This is a genomic window from Rhodococcus globerulus NBRC 14531, from assembly GCF_001894805.1.
Classification (GTDB): domain Bacteria; phylum Actinomycetota; class Actinomycetes; order Mycobacteriales; family Mycobacteriaceae; genus Rhodococcus_F; species Rhodococcus_F globerula.
Window position 1 is genome coordinate 714,886 of sequence record NZ_BCWX01000003.1, and the last position, 14,203, is coordinate 729,088.

Annotated in this window: 19 protein-coding genes and 1 tRNA gene; 13 read left to right on the forward strand and 7 right to left on the reverse strand. The window is 60.9% G+C overall.

What is annotated here, in order from left to right; genetic code table 11:
* Positions 1 to 4: 4 nt before the first annotated feature.
* On the forward strand, positions 5 to 178 hold the full coding sequence (locus RG2_RS31860) for a hypothetical protein (RefSeq protein ID WP_165826316.1): 174 nt from the start codon (positions 5 to 7) through the stop codon (positions 176 to 178).
* Positions 179 to 241: 63 nt separating this feature from the next.
* Here RG2_RS31860 and mscL read toward each other — a convergent pair whose 3' ends face one another.
* The 4 genes from mscL to RG2_RS18645 all read right to left on the reverse strand — a co-directional run bounded on the left by mscL (position 242) and on the right by RG2_RS18645 (position 2,639).
* Positions 242 to 664, reverse strand: coding sequence for a large conductance mechanosensitive channel protein MscL (mscL, locus tag RG2_RS18630; RefSeq protein ID WP_033234234.1), 423 nt, complete (start codon positions 662 to 664; stop codon positions 242 to 244).
* Between the two features lie 97 nt (positions 665 to 761).
* A complete protein-coding gene (locus RG2_RS18635) occupies positions 762 to 1,505 on the reverse strand; it encodes an SAF domain-containing protein (protein ID WP_033234235.1) in 744 nt (247 codons plus the stop codon).
* Between the two features lie 91 nt (positions 1,506 to 1,596).
* A complete protein-coding gene (locus tag RG2_RS18640) occupies positions 1,597 to 1,905 on the reverse strand; it encodes an FmdB family zinc ribbon protein (protein WP_033234236.1) in 309 nt (102 codons plus the stop codon).
* A 158-nt stretch (positions 1,906 to 2,063) separates the two neighbouring features.
* A complete protein-coding gene (locus tag RG2_RS18645) occupies positions 2,064 to 2,639 on the reverse strand; it encodes a 5-formyltetrahydrofolate cyclo-ligase (protein WP_033234237.1) in 576 nt (191 codons plus the stop codon).
* A gap of 59 nt (positions 2,640 to 2,698) precedes the next feature.
* On the opposite strand from RG2_RS18645, the gene RG2_RS18650 reads away from it, so the two are divergent.
* The 5 genes from RG2_RS18650 (at position 2,699) to RG2_RS18670 (ending at position 6,834) form a co-directional block, all read left to right on the forward strand.
* Positions 2,699 to 3,610: a UTP--glucose-1-phosphate uridylyltransferase gene (locus RG2_RS18650; protein ID WP_033234238.1), complete on the forward strand. Its 912-nt coding sequence runs from the start codon at positions 2,699 to 2,701 to the stop codon at positions 3,608 to 3,610.
* Positions 3,611 to 3,735: 125 nt separating this feature from the next.
* Entirely contained in the window at positions 3,736 to 4,995 is a 1,260-nt protein-coding gene (gene glp, locus RG2_RS18655) for a molybdotransferase-like divisome protein Glp (protein WP_033234239.1), read from the forward strand.
* Between the two features lie 57 nt (positions 4,996 to 5,052).
* The gene (locus tag RG2_RS18660; protein WP_033234240.1) at positions 5,053 to 5,688 is read left to right on the forward strand and encodes a GNAT family N-acetyltransferase; all 636 of its coding nucleotides are present in this window, start codon (positions 5,053 to 5,055) and stop codon (positions 5,686 to 5,688) included.
* Between the two features lie 243 nt (positions 5,689 to 5,931).
* The gene (gene sepX / locus RG2_RS18665) at positions 5,932 to 6,669 is read left to right on the forward strand and encodes a divisome protein SepX/GlpR (protein ID WP_033234241.1); all 738 of its coding nucleotides are present in this window, start codon (positions 5,932 to 5,934) and stop codon (positions 6,667 to 6,669) included.
* Between the two features lie 89 nt (positions 6,670 to 6,758).
* A tRNA-Ala gene (locus RG2_RS18670) sits at positions 6,759 to 6,834 on the forward strand.
* Positions 6,835 to 7,152: 318 nt separating this feature from the next.
* On the opposite strand, the gene RG2_RS31555 is transcribed toward RG2_RS18670, so the two are convergent.
* Positions 7,153 to 7,470: a hypothetical protein gene (locus tag RG2_RS31555; RefSeq protein WP_155276681.1), complete on the reverse strand. Its 318-nt coding sequence runs from the start codon at positions 7,468 to 7,470 to the stop codon at positions 7,153 to 7,155.
* Between the two features lie 51 nt (positions 7,471 to 7,521).
* On the opposite strand from RG2_RS31555, the gene RG2_RS18675 reads away from it, so the two are divergent.
* The 3 genes from RG2_RS18675 to RG2_RS18685 are packed head-to-tail and all read left to right on the forward strand — an operon-like array spanning position 7,522 to position 9,798.
* The gene (locus RG2_RS18675; RefSeq protein WP_133637973.1) at positions 7,522 to 8,280 is read left to right on the forward strand and encodes a hypothetical protein; all 759 of its coding nucleotides are present in this window, start codon (positions 7,522 to 7,524) and stop codon (positions 8,278 to 8,280) included.
* Positions 8,281 to 8,326: 46 nt separating this feature from the next.
* Positions 8,327 to 8,788: an ImmA/IrrE family metallo-endopeptidase gene (locus RG2_RS18680; protein WP_045069236.1), complete on the forward strand. Its 462-nt coding sequence runs from the start codon at positions 8,327 to 8,329 to the stop codon at positions 8,786 to 8,788.
* A complete protein-coding gene (locus RG2_RS18685; protein ID WP_033234243.1) occupies positions 8,785 to 9,798 on the forward strand; it encodes a hypothetical protein in 1,014 nt (337 codons plus the stop codon). Before RG2_RS18680 ends, RG2_RS18685 begins: the two co-directional genes overlap by 4 nt.
* Before the next feature lie 49 nt (positions 9,799 to 9,847).
* Here the strand turns inward: RG2_RS18685 and RG2_RS18690 are convergent, their stop codons facing one another.
* Positions 9,848 to 10,264, reverse strand: a complete 417-nt coding sequence (locus tag RG2_RS18690) for a helix-turn-helix domain-containing protein (protein ID WP_033234244.1) — start codon at positions 10,262 to 10,264, stop codon at positions 9,848 to 9,850.
* Between the two features lie 501 nt (positions 10,265 to 10,765).
* On the opposite strand from RG2_RS18690, the gene RG2_RS31865 reads away from it, so the two are divergent.
* The 3 genes from RG2_RS31865 (at position 10,766) to RG2_RS18700 (ending at position 12,431) form a co-directional block, all read left to right on the forward strand.
* Complete coding sequence (locus RG2_RS31865; protein ID WP_165826315.1) at positions 10,766 to 10,921, forward strand: hypothetical protein; 156 nt, start codon at positions 10,766 to 10,768, stop codon at positions 10,919 to 10,921.
* A gap of 117 nt (positions 10,922 to 11,038) precedes the next feature.
* A complete protein-coding gene (locus tag RG2_RS18695) occupies positions 11,039 to 11,887 on the forward strand; it encodes an SDR family oxidoreductase (RefSeq protein WP_033234245.1) in 849 nt (282 codons plus the stop codon).
* 52 nt (positions 11,888 to 11,939) lie between these two features.
* The gene (locus tag RG2_RS18700; protein WP_033234246.1) at positions 11,940 to 12,431 is read left to right on the forward strand and encodes a DUF2505 domain-containing protein; all 492 of its coding nucleotides are present in this window, start codon (positions 11,940 to 11,942) and stop codon (positions 12,429 to 12,431) included.
* A 7-nt stretch (positions 12,432 to 12,438) separates the two neighbouring features.
* Here the strand turns inward: RG2_RS18700 and RG2_RS18705 are convergent, their stop codons facing one another.
* Entirely contained in the window at positions 12,439 to 12,924 is a 486-nt protein-coding gene (locus tag RG2_RS18705; protein WP_045069243.1) for a heme-binding beta-barrel domain-containing protein, read from the reverse strand.
* A gap of 61 nt (positions 12,925 to 12,985) precedes the next feature.
* Here RG2_RS18705 and arcA point away from each other — a divergent pair, with 61 nt between their 5' ends.
* Positions 12,986 to 14,203 carry an arginine deiminase gene (arcA, locus tag RG2_RS18710; protein ID WP_033234247.1) on the forward strand — a complete coding sequence of 406 codons (1,218 nt, stop codon included), beginning with the start codon at positions 12,986 to 12,988 and terminating at the stop codon, positions 14,201 to 14,203.

Genomic DNA, 14,203 nt, shown 5'->3' on the forward strand with positions numbered 1-14,203 from the left:
GAAGTTGTCCGACGAACAGAGCGCAGAAAAGAAGCCTGTCGACAAAGAGGCTTTGGCGCGCATTTTCGGGGATGTGTTCCCGGAGACGACGTCCGACGAGCGTGATCCGCAAGGATCCTCCCGTTCGTCGGATGACGAGTGGTTACGCAGGCAGGTTCCGCCGCATCACGGCGGTTGACGCATCAGACAGATCAGGCCCGTCCCGGAATGTCCGGGGCGGGCCTGATCTGTCAGGTGGACGCTAGTCGAAGCTCTTGGCGTGGGCGCCGGAGTCGGGGTCGGTTACACCGGAAGCGAGGATGTCGCGGATCTGGATGAGCAGATCGGTTTCGCTGGCTTCCTTGTCCTCGGGTTCGGTGACGAACTTCTTCTTGGCCGCGTTCGCGGGAACGATCAGCACGAAGTAGACAACTGCCGCGATGATGACGAAGTTGATGATCGCGGTGACCACGGCACCGATGTTGACGAAAGTTTCGGGATTGCCGGCAATGATCTCCTTTCCCCAGCCCAATTCGTCGGATCCACCAATGGCGGCGATGAGTGGGTTGATGATGTTCGACGTGAAGGCCGTGACGATCGCGGTGAACGCTGCGCCCACGACCACTGCAACGGCCAGGTCGAGCACGTTTCCGCGGAGCAGGAAGTCTTTGAATCCCTTGAGCATTTCGGTGTCCCCCGAATTGTGTGTGAGATGAACGTGTCGGCTCTCTGGAGAGAGCCGAATGCAAAAATCCTAAAGGAGCAAGCATCAATGTGTTTGCTTACTTGAACGTCACGGTGATGGCGTTGACCAGTGATGCGGCCGCGACGCGAGTAGCCGCCTCGGTGGGCAATGCCAGCATGATCACCTGTTCTTGCTGGTTACGTGTACTTTCCGCAGCGGTGACCATGACAACAACGGCGCCCGACGCAAGAATCGTGGGTTTGTTGTCGTTTGTCTGCTCGTTCGGAGTGTCGGGCTCAACTGTGAGCACATCGACAATGTCGCCGCTACGGACAATGTCCGAAACTGCGGCATCCGCTAGCCGGACCGGGACAATTCGCGCGTCGTCGGTTCCCGTGGACTCACGGGCCAGACGCGACCCGAGAACTCGGACGTCTGTGACGATTTCTCCGCGGCGAACAGGCCCGGCGACGGTGCTGCCCACAACGTCGGCGAACTCGGTAAGCGTCCCGTCGGGAAGGTGATCGGCAGAGAACTCGCTGATTCCGAGGTCGTCGTCGGTGACAAGTTGTCCGGGAGCGACATCGCGGGCCGCGGTGACAACCCGGACGGTATCGGAGTCAGGATCGCCGCGAAACAGCAGCGCTATTCCGAGCACGGCAAGAGTGAGTGCGGCGATTTTTCGAACTGCCGAGCCTCGTGCGCGGTTGGGCTTTGCAATCGCAACCAAGCGGTCGACGACGCTGGGCGTGAGGTCGACTTCACCGAAATTCTGCGGTCTGGATCGGCCGTGACTCCGAGATCGTGCGCGGAACAGCCCGGACGGTGATGGTGGTGGCATAGACGAACGGTAGGGCCGAAAGCGTGCTTTTCGGCCCTACCGTTATCTGCCTGTGGACAACCTCGCGGTTGTGGAGAAAGTCGTGCTCGAACTAGCTGGCTGCAGCCTTTGCCGGAGCCGGAGTGCTGGTCGACGAAGAGGACGACTCGGACTTGGTCGACGACTCGGACTTTGCGGCCGGAGCGGAATCGCTCTTGGCGGGTTCGCTGGCCGTGCTGGAGCCACCTCGGCTGTCGGTGCGGTAGAAACCGCTGCCCTTGAACACGATGCCCACCGAGTTGAACAGCTTGCGGAGCTTGCCGGAGCAGGCTGGGCAGACCGTCAGCGAATCTTCGCTGAACGACTGGACGATGTCGAAACGGTTGTCACATTCCGTACATGCGTATGAGTAGGTAGGCACCGGGCTTCCTCCGCATTGTGATCTAAGTGCTTCATCAGGGCTGGCGAGTGCTGTCGAGCCAGTTCTGACACCGCAGCCCTTAGCACTCTACAAGTGACAGTGCCAACAGCGCTAATTACGTGTCTATTCCCACTGCGCGAGAAATGGTGGCGGCCGCCTCATCGGTCCAGTCGGGTCCAACCCGCAGTCGGGGTCAGCGCCCAGCCCATCGGAATGTCGTGCGGATCTGCGGGGAGCTGTTCGACGAGCTCCGAGTCGCGAACTACCGCGACGAGCCTGGCAGTCGGCGACGCCAATCCCAGCGTGCGGTCGTAGTACCCGGCGCCGCGTCCCAGCCGAGTGCCTCGGCGATCCACGGCGAGGGCCGGGACGAAGACAGTGTGGGCGAGCGCGATCGTTTCCGGTGGTAGTACCGGTCCGACGGGTTCCCGTAGCCCGTACGCAGCGGGGCGAAGTGCGTCGACACCTGTGTACTCGACCCAGGACAGCGGGCCGGGTGCGCCGGTGATCGGCAGGAGAACGCGATCTGCGACGGCTGCCAGCGCGTCCAGCAGGTCAGTGGTTCCAGGTTCGGTCCTGGTCGGAACGTAGGCGCAGACAGTCGTCCCCGGGATTGTCAGATCAAGCGAGTGTGCCGTGAGTGCCGACGATTCGGTGCTCCGAGTTTGCTCCGATATCGCACGCCGCCCGGCCAGCACTGTTTGTCGCCATTGCTCTTTTTCTCGAGGTTCCACCACTTCACGATATGCATCGTGCTGACCATCGGGTAACAAGCTGCCGTTAGGGTGTTGGCATGACAGACGTGGTCGCTAGCAACAAGAAGGCCTTTCGTACGGCCGTGGTTCCTGCTGCCGGATTGGGTACCCGCTTCCTGCCGGCCACCAAGACCGTTCCCAAGGAATTGCTGCCGGTCGTCGACACACCGGGTATCGAACTGGTTGCCGGGGAGGCCGCCGATTCCGGCGCTGAGCGCCTGGTCATCGTGACCTCGCCCGGCAAAGACGGGGTTGTCGCGCATTTTGTCGAGGATCTTGTCCTCGAAAGCAAGCTGGAAGCGAGTGGAAAGCTCGCTCTACTGGCCAAGGTGCGTAAGGCACCCGGACTCCTCGAAGTCGACTCCGTGATCCAGGATCAGCCACTCGGTTTGGGGCACGCGGTCGGTTGCGCCGAGGCTGTTCTCGACGACGACGAGGATGCGATCGCGGTTCTTCTGCCCGACGATCTCGTGTTGCCTAGAGGTGTGCTCGAAACCATGGCCAAGGTACGCGCCAAGCGCGGCGGTTCGGTTTTGTGCGCCATCGAAGTTCCCAAGGACAAAGTCAGCGCATACGGCGTCTTCGACGTCGAAATCGTGCCGGACGCTACCAACCCCGACGTGCTCAAGGTCATCGGGATGGTCGAGAAGCCGGCTATGGAGGATGCGCCGTCCACGTTTGCTGCCGCTGGTCGATACCTGCTCGATCGCGCCATTTTCGACGCACTGCGACGCATCAAGCCCGGAACCGGTGGTGAATTGCAGCTGACCGACGCCATCGCGCTTCTCATCTCCGAAGGCCACCCCGTGCATGTCGTCGTTCATCGCGGTACTCGACACGACCTCGGAAATCCCGGCGGTTACCTCCGCGCTGCGGTTGACTTCGCACTGGACATGGATGACTACGGCCCGTCGTTGCGAGAGTGGTTGGTTGCTCGTCTCGAACGATAGGGATAGTTCGGACATCTCCGCACAGCAGTTGACGCAGGATCGAGATGACCGGCCAATCGTGTGGCAAGGCATCATGGGCTGCGGGTAACACGAGTTTCGCGACAAAGTAGGAGGACGCAGTCCATATGCGGTCGGTTGAGGAGCAGCAGACCAGGGTCACAGCCGCTGCAGTTGCGCCCCGGCCGGTTCGTGTCGCCATTTCGGAGGCACAGGGGTTGCTCTGTGCCGAGGAAGTGGTCACCGAGCGGCCCCTGCCAGGGTTCGATCAGGCTGCCATCGACGGATACGCAGTCCGTAGCGTCGATGTTGCGGGTGCCGGCACGGATCTGCGTGGCGAGGACGGCGAGCCGATCGACTTGAGCCTGCCTGTCGTCGGTGAGGTCACGGCCGGTTCGCGTCAGCCGATCCGGCTACAGCCACGGCAAGCTGTGCGCGTCGACACCGGCGCGCCGCTGCCCACGTTGGCCGATGCGGTTCTCCCGCTGGAGCAGACCGACGGTGGCCGCGCCCGCGTGCGAGTCTTTGCGCCGGTGCGCTCAGGAGATTACGTACGACGCGCGGGTGACGACGTGCAACCGGGCGATGTCGCTGTTCGGGCGGGAACCATCATCGGCGCTGCCCAGGTCGGACTTCTCGCGGCAGTGGGCCGTGACAAAGTTCTGGTGCATCCGCGTCCGCGGCTATCGGTCATCAGCGTCGGGGGCGAGCTGGTCGACATCGACCGAACTCCGGGACCCGGCCAGGTTTACGACGTGAATTCGTATGCCCTGGCTGCGGCTGCTCGTGACGCCGGAGCCGACGTCAACCGGGTTGGCATTTCCGGATCGGATGCTCGCCGGTTGCGAGAGGTTGTCGAGGGGCAATTGATCCGATCCGAGATCGTGGTCATCGCGGGAGCTGTCGGCGGTGGAGCGTCCGACGAGGTCCGCGATGCGCTGTCCGAACTGGGAACGCTCGAGGTCGAGCGGGTCGCGATGCATCCGGGATCAGTTCAAGGGTTCGGTCAGCTCGGGCGTGACGAGGTACCGACCTTCCTGCTCCCGTCGAATCCGGTCAGTGCGCTCGTGGTGTTCGAGGTCATGGTCAGGCCGCTCATCCGGATCGCGCTCGGTCGTCGCCAGCCGATGCGTCGCATCGTGAAGGCCCGAACGGTGGGAACGATTACGTCGATCGCGGACCGTAAAGGATTCCTTCGTGGGCAGTTGATGCGCGACGAGGCAACGGGGGAGTACCTGGTCCAGGCTCTCGGTGGCGCCGCGGGCGCGTCGTCCCACCTGTTGGCGACGTTGGCCGAAGCAAATTGCCTGGTACTCGTCGACCGGGATGTCACCGAAGTGCAGATCGGTGAAGAAGTCGACGTCGCATTTCTCGCCCAACGTGGCTGAGTCACGGCTGGCTCACTTCCGGTGCGCCGCTTCGACTTTCCAACCGAATGAGGTGTGATGTCAGTCCATCCCGGATGGCCCGAGAAGCTGGGCCCGATTCGTGTGGCTGCCGGTGTGGTCACCGTCCGGCCGATTCGGTTGCGCGACGCGTCCGCGTGGAGCAGATTGCGCATTCGGGATAGAGAGCATCTCGAGCCGTGGGAACCTACCGGTGAATCGCCGTGGGATGCCCGGCATCACATCACCGTGTGGCCGTCGTTGTGCGGAAGTCTTCGATCCGAGGCGCGCAAAGGCCGGATACTTCCGTGGGTGATCGAGCTGGACGGCAATTACTGCGGGCAGATCACCATCGGCAACATCGTTCGCGGCGCGTTGCGTTCCGCTTGGGTGGGTTATTGGGTTGCGTCGGATGTCACGGGTGGTGGTGTGGCGACAGCTGCGGTGGCGCTCACGTTGGACCATGCCTTCTCGCAGGTGGGATTGCATCGTGTCGAGGCAACTGTTCGTCCGGAGAATTCGTCCTCGCGCGCCGTGCTCCACAACGTCGGCTTCCGTGAAGAGGGACTCCTACGCCGGTACCTCGACGTCGACGGGCAGTGGCGCGATCATGTGCTTGTGGGGATGACGATTGAAGAGATTCCCACCACAGTTGTGGATCGGCTTGTGCGCTCCGGTCGTGCGTCTTGGGTATGAAGTCCCTAGTTAAAAGGTAGTTACCGCCCGAATTGTCATCAAAATTGCTAGGCCGGGTCATTGCGAGTTCAACTTTTCCTCCGACAAATTCCGGCGGATCGGTCAGTTCGGTTCGGTACGCGTGTGACACATGAGTAAGGTGGGGTTCGGCGCGTCGGCAACGATGCGAGCCGGTCGGCCGTTAACCTTGATTCATCAACGGCTGGCATAGGTGCTGGTAGGTGATCGGGAGGAGGTCGCGGCATGCCTAGTTCATTCGTGTGGATCGGGCTCGTGGCCGTCTGGTTGTTCGTGCTCGTGCCCATGCTCGTGAACAAGCGCCCCCGGATCCGTCAGACCAGCGAAGCGGCTCTTGCGACTCGCGTACTTCACCGCGGCGACAGCAATCCTGTGCGACGCGGACCGGCAGCCGGACATCGAAGCGATCCGAACTGGCAACCAGAACCAGTGCGCAGCAGCTACGACGCGGAGGACCAGATGGACACTCACGCAGAAGACAGCGACTACAGCGGTGGCCGTGCCCCGGTCAGGGAGTTCGTGCCCGTCCGACGCGGCCGCGGTGGATTCGATCCCGAAGCCGATGCCGTCGCCCGAGAAGCGCGCTACACGTTTCGCCAGCGCACCCTTCTCGGACTTGCCTTCGTCTCGATCATGGCCGGTGCACTCGCGCTGATCGTCTCGCCCCTGGTGTGGTGGCTCTGTGCCTTGTCGTTTGCCGGTCTCGTCGGCTACTTGGCATATCTGCGCCGGCAAGTGCGCATCGAGCAGGAAATTCGCCGCCGTCGCACTGAACGGCTCAACCGTTCACGTCTGGGCGTCGAATCACACACAGACGAGGAATTGCGCCTGATTCCTTCTCGTCTGCGCCGACCGGGCGCAGTAGTCCTGGAAGTTGACGACGGAGACCCGGCGTTCGACCACCTCGATCACTACGAGGAAGTGCCGATGCAGTCGGAAATGCGACGCGCATCGGGTCAGTAAAACGTCCATCGTTTTCGGAGGCGGGTAACTCGAGGCTCGGACTTCGGTCCTGCTAGAGTTGCCGAGCACACGCTTTCGGGCGGTGGCAAGGGGCTGTGGCGCAGTTGGTAGCGCGCTTCGTTCGCATCGAAGAGGTCAGGGGTTCGATTCCCCTCAGCTCCACCACGTAATCAGCTCCATCCAGTAATCAGTTACCGATCAGGTCCTTCAGCTAGCGCTGAGGGACCTGTTTTGTTACAGACCGGTCGGTCGACAAATCGCCTCGACTCGCGAAGAATGTGCGGGTGTGTGCAGTTTCATACAGCCGTTGGGGCCCACCGAACCCGGTTTCGAACCGGTTGAGGCATGATCCTTGGGGGGCCAGTTATTTTCTGGACATGTAACGACCATGACGTCGCGACGATAATCTCACTGTGTCGCTGCGCCTGTGCATGCAGCTAGAACGTTTTTGTCGGGAGGAATTTGATGAGCCAGCCACGACGGCTAGTCATGGCGCTTGTAGCTGTCTTGTGCCTGACGGGTGCGGGGTTCCTCGCTATTTCTGTATTTCCGACTGTCGTTTCGGCTCAACCCGGTGCAGGTGAAAACAGCGATGACAGCGCTGACACCACCGTCACCGACGCCACCGACATTCCCAGTGCTGATGCCTTGGATAAACACGGCAATAACGGCAACGGCAATAACGGCAACGGCAATAACGGCTGCGGCAATAACGGCAATGGTTGGGGCAACGGGTGCGGCAACGGGTGCGGCAACAACGGCAACGGCAATGGTTGGGGCAACGGATGCGGTGGTTGCCACCACCACTGCACGACGACGAGTCCAGTCGTAACCACGACGACCGATCCCGTTGTGACGACGACTACTGATCCGGAAGTGACGACGACGGACCCGACTGAACCAGAGGTCCCGACCACGACTACTGATCCGGTCGTAACGACGACCACTGATCCGGAAGTGACGACCACGACCACGGATCCGGAAGTGACGACCACGACGACGGATCCGGAAGTGACGACCACGGATCCGGAAGTGACGACCACGGATCCGGAAGTGACGACCACGACGACGGATCCGGAAGTGACGACCACGACTACCGATCCGGTCGTAACGACGACAGACTCGACGGAACCCGGGGAGCCGAGCAATTCGACTGAGGTGTCGACAAGTGCTGAGGCAACTACAAGTTCAGAACAGTCCAGCGAAACTTCGGTGGCGGCGGCTCCGGCCGGACCGGAAAATCCTCAGGGCCCGTCCGCCGAAAGTGGGTCGCCGGTGTCCGGGCCGTCCGGCGGCGTAGGCGGCGCCGCCACACCGGCAGCACCTCAAATCTTGGCTGCACCGGCACCGATCGCTGCTGCGGTGCAAACGGATGGCCCGAATTCCTCGGCTTCGGCACAAAGTGACGACCCGCAAGCTTTCCCGGTGGTCTTCACCTCAGGATTGCCACCAATTCAGAATGCTGCTGCGGTGGTAGGTGGCCTCGCGGGAATGACGTTGGTTGCGGCGGGTGCAGGCGCATTGACGTTCAGGGGCGCTTCGATGCAGAAGGCTCGATTGGCAGCGGCGCGGGCTGAGTTCCTGGCACCCCGATCAGGAAGAGGTGTGTAGGACAGTGCCGACAAACAGGCGTTCGCATCGTCGAGTTCTTGCTGCGGTGGACGCGGTGTGTGATGCTGCTGCGTCGTCGGAGGCGGTGAATTTGTTGACGGTGGTGGAGGCTGTGGCGCTCGAGCGTGAGCGGCCGATCGAGATCGATCTGCAGACTCCGTTGGCGACGGGTGTGTGCGGTCAACGGCGCGCGTTCGACGATCATGACGTTATCGTTCTGGCACCGGGCTTACCCAATGTCGAGCGAACTCTTGCACATGAGTTGGGGCACATCGTGTTTCGGCATGAAGGGGCGGAGATCGCGGAGGCGACGTTGGAAGCCAGCGATGATCTGATCGCGTACATGCTCAGCCAGCGATCGCTGCGCCGCAACGAGCCGGTGCCGATGGATGACCTTGCAGAGTGGGAAGCGGAGACCTTTGCGTCGATGCTGTTGATGAGGTTGAAGACGATGAGCGGTCGTGGGACGCCGTTGTCGGTGCTGCGGTACGACGAGGCGATCGGATGATCGCTTGGGCAATTGCCTTGGTGGTGTGGATTGCAGCAGGTGCAAGGCTTGGGCGCGTGGTGGCGCGAGTTGCCACGCCGCTGCGTACGGCCATGGTTATCGCCGGATTCGGTGTTGCGTTGATGGCTACGGTGCTTGTCCCCGGGGTGTGGGACATCGTGGACAGAATTGCGCCTGATCAGCACTTTTCAGCGATGGTTGTTGTCGTGTTGTGGGTGTTCTTGTCGGCAGCAAGCGCGGTTGGCGCGGTGTCTGCGTGGCCTGTGATGACGCGTTCTGCGATGCGCGTCGTGGCAATCGTGTTGTATACGGTCGGCTTGCTTGTGTCGATTTCCGTGGGCGTCGGTTATCCGATGCCGGCTTTGCTCTTTGTGGTTGTCGCGCTGGCGTTGGTTATCTCGACCGGACTGCGGCACGTTGCGTGGGCGCCGTTGGGCCGCGGAATCGGACTCATCGTCGTGGGTTCGATGATTCTGCTGATTGTTGTCGTGGTCATGCTGGTCGAGTCGGTGCGTGGGGCGAACGCACTCGAGTCGGGGATCTGGTCCGGCGCCGGCGTGCAATTCGTATCGGTGGCGGGGTTGCTGATCGCGCTGGGCATCACGTGGATGTTGACCGAGACATGGGTTCGAGCGCGCTTGGACCTGAAGCGTTTAGGGGGCATACACGGTCTGCTGGTGAAGCGATTCCCGGAGGTTGTGGATGTCGACAGTGCGGCAACCACAACGGTGCTCAAGGCGTCGGACATGATCGCGCAGATCATGGACGCCATGTACATCCAGGCAGGTGCCGGGTTGTTCGACGTCGGTGGAAGGGAGCCGCCGAGGTCGCTCGCCACGCATTCCGAGATATTGACGGAGTGGATTGTGAATCCACTGGAATCAGATGTTCTCGATACCCGTTGGATTGCGCCTCCTGACGGTATGTCCGCCAGGAGATGGGTCTTGGTTCTGGCTAGGGACTACGAAAAGTTCGAAGCCCAGCCGAATACGACAAAAGCAGGCCGATAGGTGTCGATCGACCTGCTCAGTGTCGTCTAGGGACAGCCCTAGCCTCGCGTCAACGTGACGCGTCTGGTGGGACTTCGGGTAGTCCTTCGCTTGCACGGAGCTTTTCGGCCATAGTCGTGAGAAGGTTCTGCGACTCTTCCGACAGATCGAACGCTCGGCTCGAGAGTCGACGCAGACCGTAACCCTGGAGCTGTGCGAGCAGTTCGAGGTCGTGATCGATCTTCGCGGCGTAGATGTCGTTGAAGAAGTAGTCGGGCTTCACCTTGAAGAAGCGCGCAAAAGCAGCGACAGTCTCGTCCGACGGGTTGGTGCGTTGTCCCGAGCGGAGCTGTGAGATGTACGGCTTGGAGATCTGGTGGCCGTCCTCGATCAACGCGGAGGCGACCTCGGCGTTGGTGTGGGGCTTGCGCCCGGGAGGATGGACACTGTCGAACAGTTTGTTCAGTCGTTCTGCAAAGTCAGCCATTGTGAACCGCCCCGTAATCCTCTCTATCAGCGATTGTTCGTTCAGCGAATCCCACGATATCACGCGGATAACCGATTGGTAGCTCGCTGTAGTCCATTCGGTGGGCTTTGGGTGCAGGGTTGAGTTCGGTATTTATGGGAACTCGGGGGATGCTTCCGTCGAGTTCGCGGGTAATTTCGGGCCGCTCGATATCGCAATAGGACCAATTATGTGGGCAGTAGAGACCTACCGCAGTGCTGCATATTGTCACCATAACGAACCGTTTACCCGTTTTGCCTGCAGTAGCTATACGTTAACCCGGTTTTGGTGGTTCTTACTGTGTGAATAATCGCAGTTCAGGCCTCGGTCGACTCCAGTTCACCTCTGGAGTGCGTATTGTCGGGACCTTTGCCCCGATTTGCTCAAATGTGGCACGAAGTTTGTCGGATACGGGGTGTCTGTGGCTCGTCGTAACGACGTTCGCCACTAGCCATGGCCTGATAGTTGGCGCAAGATTGTGACATGAAACACATCATGAGTGACGAAGAGTTACGCCGGGCGATTCGCGCGCTCCAGGATCGTGCCCTCGATGCGCGCAAGCGTGGAGACCGCGACGCGGCAGACGAAATCGAGCGCACCATGCGTGACTACCAGGATCAGATGGCGCAACGCCTGTAGCGCAGCTGGGCCGAGAACTTCGGCTTGGAATGAAGCGGACATAACCCCTGCCGGTAGATGCTGCGTGCGTACACTTCCCTGCATGTCCACAGTGCTACCGCGGGGGAGTGTAAAGCCATGTCGATAAGGTCGCTCGATGGAAAGAAGTGCCTGATCACGGGTGCGGGTAGCGGTATCGGTCGAGCTACAGCGATTGCGGCGGGCGCTGGCGGGGCAGAGTTGTTTCTCACGGATATCAACGGTTCCGGTCTTGATGAGACCGTCGAAATGGTGTCCTCGGCCGGCGGTACCGTCAGTGTGGCGGAGGCATTCGATGTTTCCGATTACGACGCCGTTTCCAAATTCGGCGCAGAAGTGGCCGAGCAGTTCGGATCGATGGATGTCGTGATGAACATTGCAGGCATATCGGCCTGGGGAACAATCGAGAACCTCGAGCATCGTCACTGGCGATCAATGGTGGACGTCAATCTCATGGGTCCCATTCATGTCATGGAGACGTTCATTCCGCCGATGATCCGCGCCGGAAAGGGCGGTCATCTGGTCAATGTCTCGTCGGCCGCCGGCCTGCTGGCTCTGCCCTGGCATGCGGCATACAGCGCCAGCAAGTTCGGGCTACGAGGCGTTTCGGAGGTACTTCGGTTCGATCTGAAGCGTCACGGCATCGGTGTGAGCCTCGTTGTTCCGGGTGGGGTGAAGACTCCATTGGTGGGCACCGTCGACATCGCGGGCATCGATCGGGACGACCCGCGAGTCAAGTCATTGGTGCATCGCTTCGAGAAGCGTGCGGTTTCGCCGGAGAAAGTGGCGGAGTGCATTGTCTCCGGTATCGAGAAGAATCGATATCTGGTCTATACATCCAATGACATCAGGTTCGGTTATTGGTGGGCTCGTAAGTTCTCTCCGCCCTATGAATTTGTTATGCAGAAAGCGAATGACCAGTTCGCCAAGCTGTTACCGCGCTCGTAATTAGCTGCCTTTCAGAACCAGTGCCAACTCGCATAGGGACCAAGGTCACCAAATGTCAAAGAGTTTTCGATTTGGTATCGAATTCAACTTTCCGCCCGAGAAGGTTCATGCGGCATTGACAGATACTCGGTATTGGATGATCAGACTTGGCGACCTGTATTCCAAGGCAGTTATCGAAGACGGAGGCGGAGCGATAGCGGTGTCGCTAACCGACGAGCTCGAATCGTCGGCACTGCCGGGGTTGGTTGCAAAGCTGGTTCCGGACCGCCTCGGTGTCGAGCGAGCCGATCGGTGGGGTCCGCTATCCGACGGCCGGGCGGTCGGATCGGTGACCGGGAGAGCGCACGGATTGCCTATTCGTATCGAGGTCGACCTGGAATTGGCCGAAGCAGGCGACGCTCGCTCCGTGCTGAACGTCGACGGCTGGGCAGAGGTGAAGATTCCGGTTCTAGGCGGCCAGATCGAAAGGCTGTTGAAGAATATGGCTCAGGATCTGTTGCGCCGCGATCACGACGCCGTCGAAGCGTTCCTACTCAATCCGTGAAAGAGCGTTAATCGTCGACGCGCTGGAGCTCGGCATGCAGATGATGAGTGAGCGGTGTCTGATCGTGTGCCATCCAGATGTCGTACGTCAGTGTGTCTTCGTGAACCCGCACTACGCGTCGCACATCGGTGACGGGCTTGGAATCCGGTGACGCCGCAAGTGTCAACAGTGTGAAGGCAAGAGTGCCCTCGGCGTCGATGCTGCCGCGGTGGATCTCCACAAAACCGGTCGGCTGGGTGATCAGCAACTCGAGCTTGTTGCCGGGGACCGGGCGCAGGTATCCAGATTCCATGTGAAGTGGGCGGCCGTCGGGCAAGCCACGTGTGCGTGAGCTGTACGTCAGGAACGGTTTGGGGGTCGGAGCGAAGACGATTTCCTCGGAGTACTCGAAATCGTCGATCGTCGGAAAGTGTCCGCTACCGGTGCCGGCCCAGCGTCCACGCAACAACTCGACCCCTCGGTGTTCGTTCTCGGGTCGCTGTGGTGCCGTCATGGTGGTTCCTCTCACTGGTGTCGGCCATCAGATTACGCACCGACGGGAATACTGTTTATCCATGAACGGTTCTGGATCCGTCTCGCTCGGTGTCGACTCCGAGGTAGGTAGGTTGCGTTCGGTCATCTTGCATCGTCCCGGCGACGAATTGAAGCGGCTCACCCCGCGAAACAACGATCAACTGCTTTTCGACGGTTTGCCGTGGGTTGATCGGGCGCAGGACGAGCACGATCAGTTCGCGTCGGTGCTGCGTGAGCACGGTGTCGAGGTTCTGTTGCTTGCGGACCTGCTCGCCGAAGCCTTGACGGTCAGTGGTGCGGCCCGGATTCAAGGAATCTCGGCTGCGGTGGACACACGGAAGATCGGGCACTCGCTGGGGCAGCATCTGTCGTCGTACCTACGCAGTGTGCCGCCGGCGGAGTTGTCGTCCATCCTCACCGCCGGTATGACTTTCGACGAACTCCCGATCGACGCGTCGTCGACGTCGCTGGTGCGGCGGATGCACCACGGCGGGGATTTTGTGATCGATCCGCTGCCCAATCTGCTGTTCACGCGTGATTCGTCGTTCTGGATCGGGCCGCGGGTGGTGATTACGTCCTTGGCGTTGTCTGCGCGGGCGCGGGAGTCGTCGATCACCGATCTGGTGTATGCGCATCATCCTCGGTTTCGGGGGGTGCGGCGGGCGTACGAATCGCATACCGCTCCGGTCGAAGGTGGTGATGTGCTGCTACTCGCTCCGGGCGTGATTGCCGTCGGTGTGGGTGAGCGGACGTCGCCGGCGGGGGCGGAAGCATTGGCGCGCAGTGTGTTCGACGACGATTTGGCGCATACGGTGTTGGTGGTGCCGATCGAGCAGCGCCGCGCGTCGATGCATCTCGATACGGTGTGCACGATGGTGGAGGCCGATGCCGTAGTCATGTATCCGGCGATTCAGAACACATTGTCGGCCTTCACTATTCGGCGTGAGGATGACGGCGTGAGCATACGAGGTGCTGACCCGTTCCTCGAGGCTGCCGCCGACGCGATGGGGATCGGGAAGCTGCGGGTCATCGACACCGGATTGGACACGGTGACTGCCGAACGTGAGCAGTGGGACGACGGAAACAACACTCTGGCAATTGAACCCGGTGTGGTGGTCGCATACGAGCGCAATGTCGAGACCAATGCGCGGCTGGAGGCGTCGGGGATCGAGGTGCTCCGGATCGCGGGGTCGGAACTGGGATCCGGCCGGGGTGGTCCCCGGTGCATGTCCTGTCCGATCGCCCGCGATCCGTTGTGA

Excerpts from the sequence above, each read along its gene's own strand:
- arcA (WP_033234247.1), top strand. The coding sequence starts at position 12,986 with ATGAACGGTTCTGGATCCGTCTCGCTCGGTGTCGACTCCGAGGTAGGT.
- RG2_RS31865 (WP_165826315.1), top strand. The coding sequence starts at position 10,766 with ATGAAACACATCATGAGTGACGAAGAGTTACGCCGGGCGATTCGCGCG.
- sepX (WP_033234241.1), top strand. The coding sequence starts at position 5,932 with ATGCCTAGTTCATTCGTGTGGATCGGGCTCGTGGCCGTCTGGTTGTTC.
- RG2_RS18635 (WP_033234235.1), bottom strand. The coding sequence starts at position 1,505 with ATGCCACCACCATCACCGTCCGGGCTGTTCCGCGCACGATCTCGGAGT.
- RG2_RS18705 (WP_045069243.1), bottom strand. The coding sequence starts at position 12,924 with ATGACGGCACCACAGCGACCCGAGAACGAACACCGAGGGGTCGAGTTG.
- RG2_RS18660 (WP_033234240.1), top strand. The coding sequence starts at position 5,053 with ATGTCAGTCCATCCCGGATGGCCCGAGAAGCTGGGCCCGATTCGTGTG.
- RG2_RS18700 (WP_033234246.1), top strand. The coding sequence starts at position 11,940 with ATGTCAAAGAGTTTTCGATTTGGTATCGAATTCAACTTTCCGCCCGAG.
- RG2_RS18690 (WP_033234244.1), bottom strand. The coding sequence starts at position 10,264 with ATGGCTGACTTTGCAGAACGACTGAACAAACTGTTCGACAGTGTCCAT.
- mscL (WP_033234234.1), bottom strand. The coding sequence starts at position 664 with ATGCTCAAGGGATTCAAAGACTTCCTGCTCCGCGGAAACGTGCTCGAC.
- glp (WP_033234239.1), top strand. The coding sequence starts at position 3,736 with ATGCGGTCGGTTGAGGAGCAGCAGACCAGGGTCACAGCCGCTGCAGTT.
- RG2_RS18650 (WP_033234238.1), top strand. The coding sequence starts at position 2,699 with ATGACAGACGTGGTCGCTAGCAACAAGAAGGCCTTTCGTACGGCCGTG.
- RG2_RS18685 (WP_033234243.1), top strand. The coding sequence starts at position 8,785 with ATGATCGCTTGGGCAATTGCCTTGGTGGTGTGGATTGCAGCAGGTGCA.
- RG2_RS18695 (WP_033234245.1), top strand. The coding sequence starts at position 11,039 with ATGTCGATAAGGTCGCTCGATGGAAAGAAGTGCCTGATCACGGGTGCG.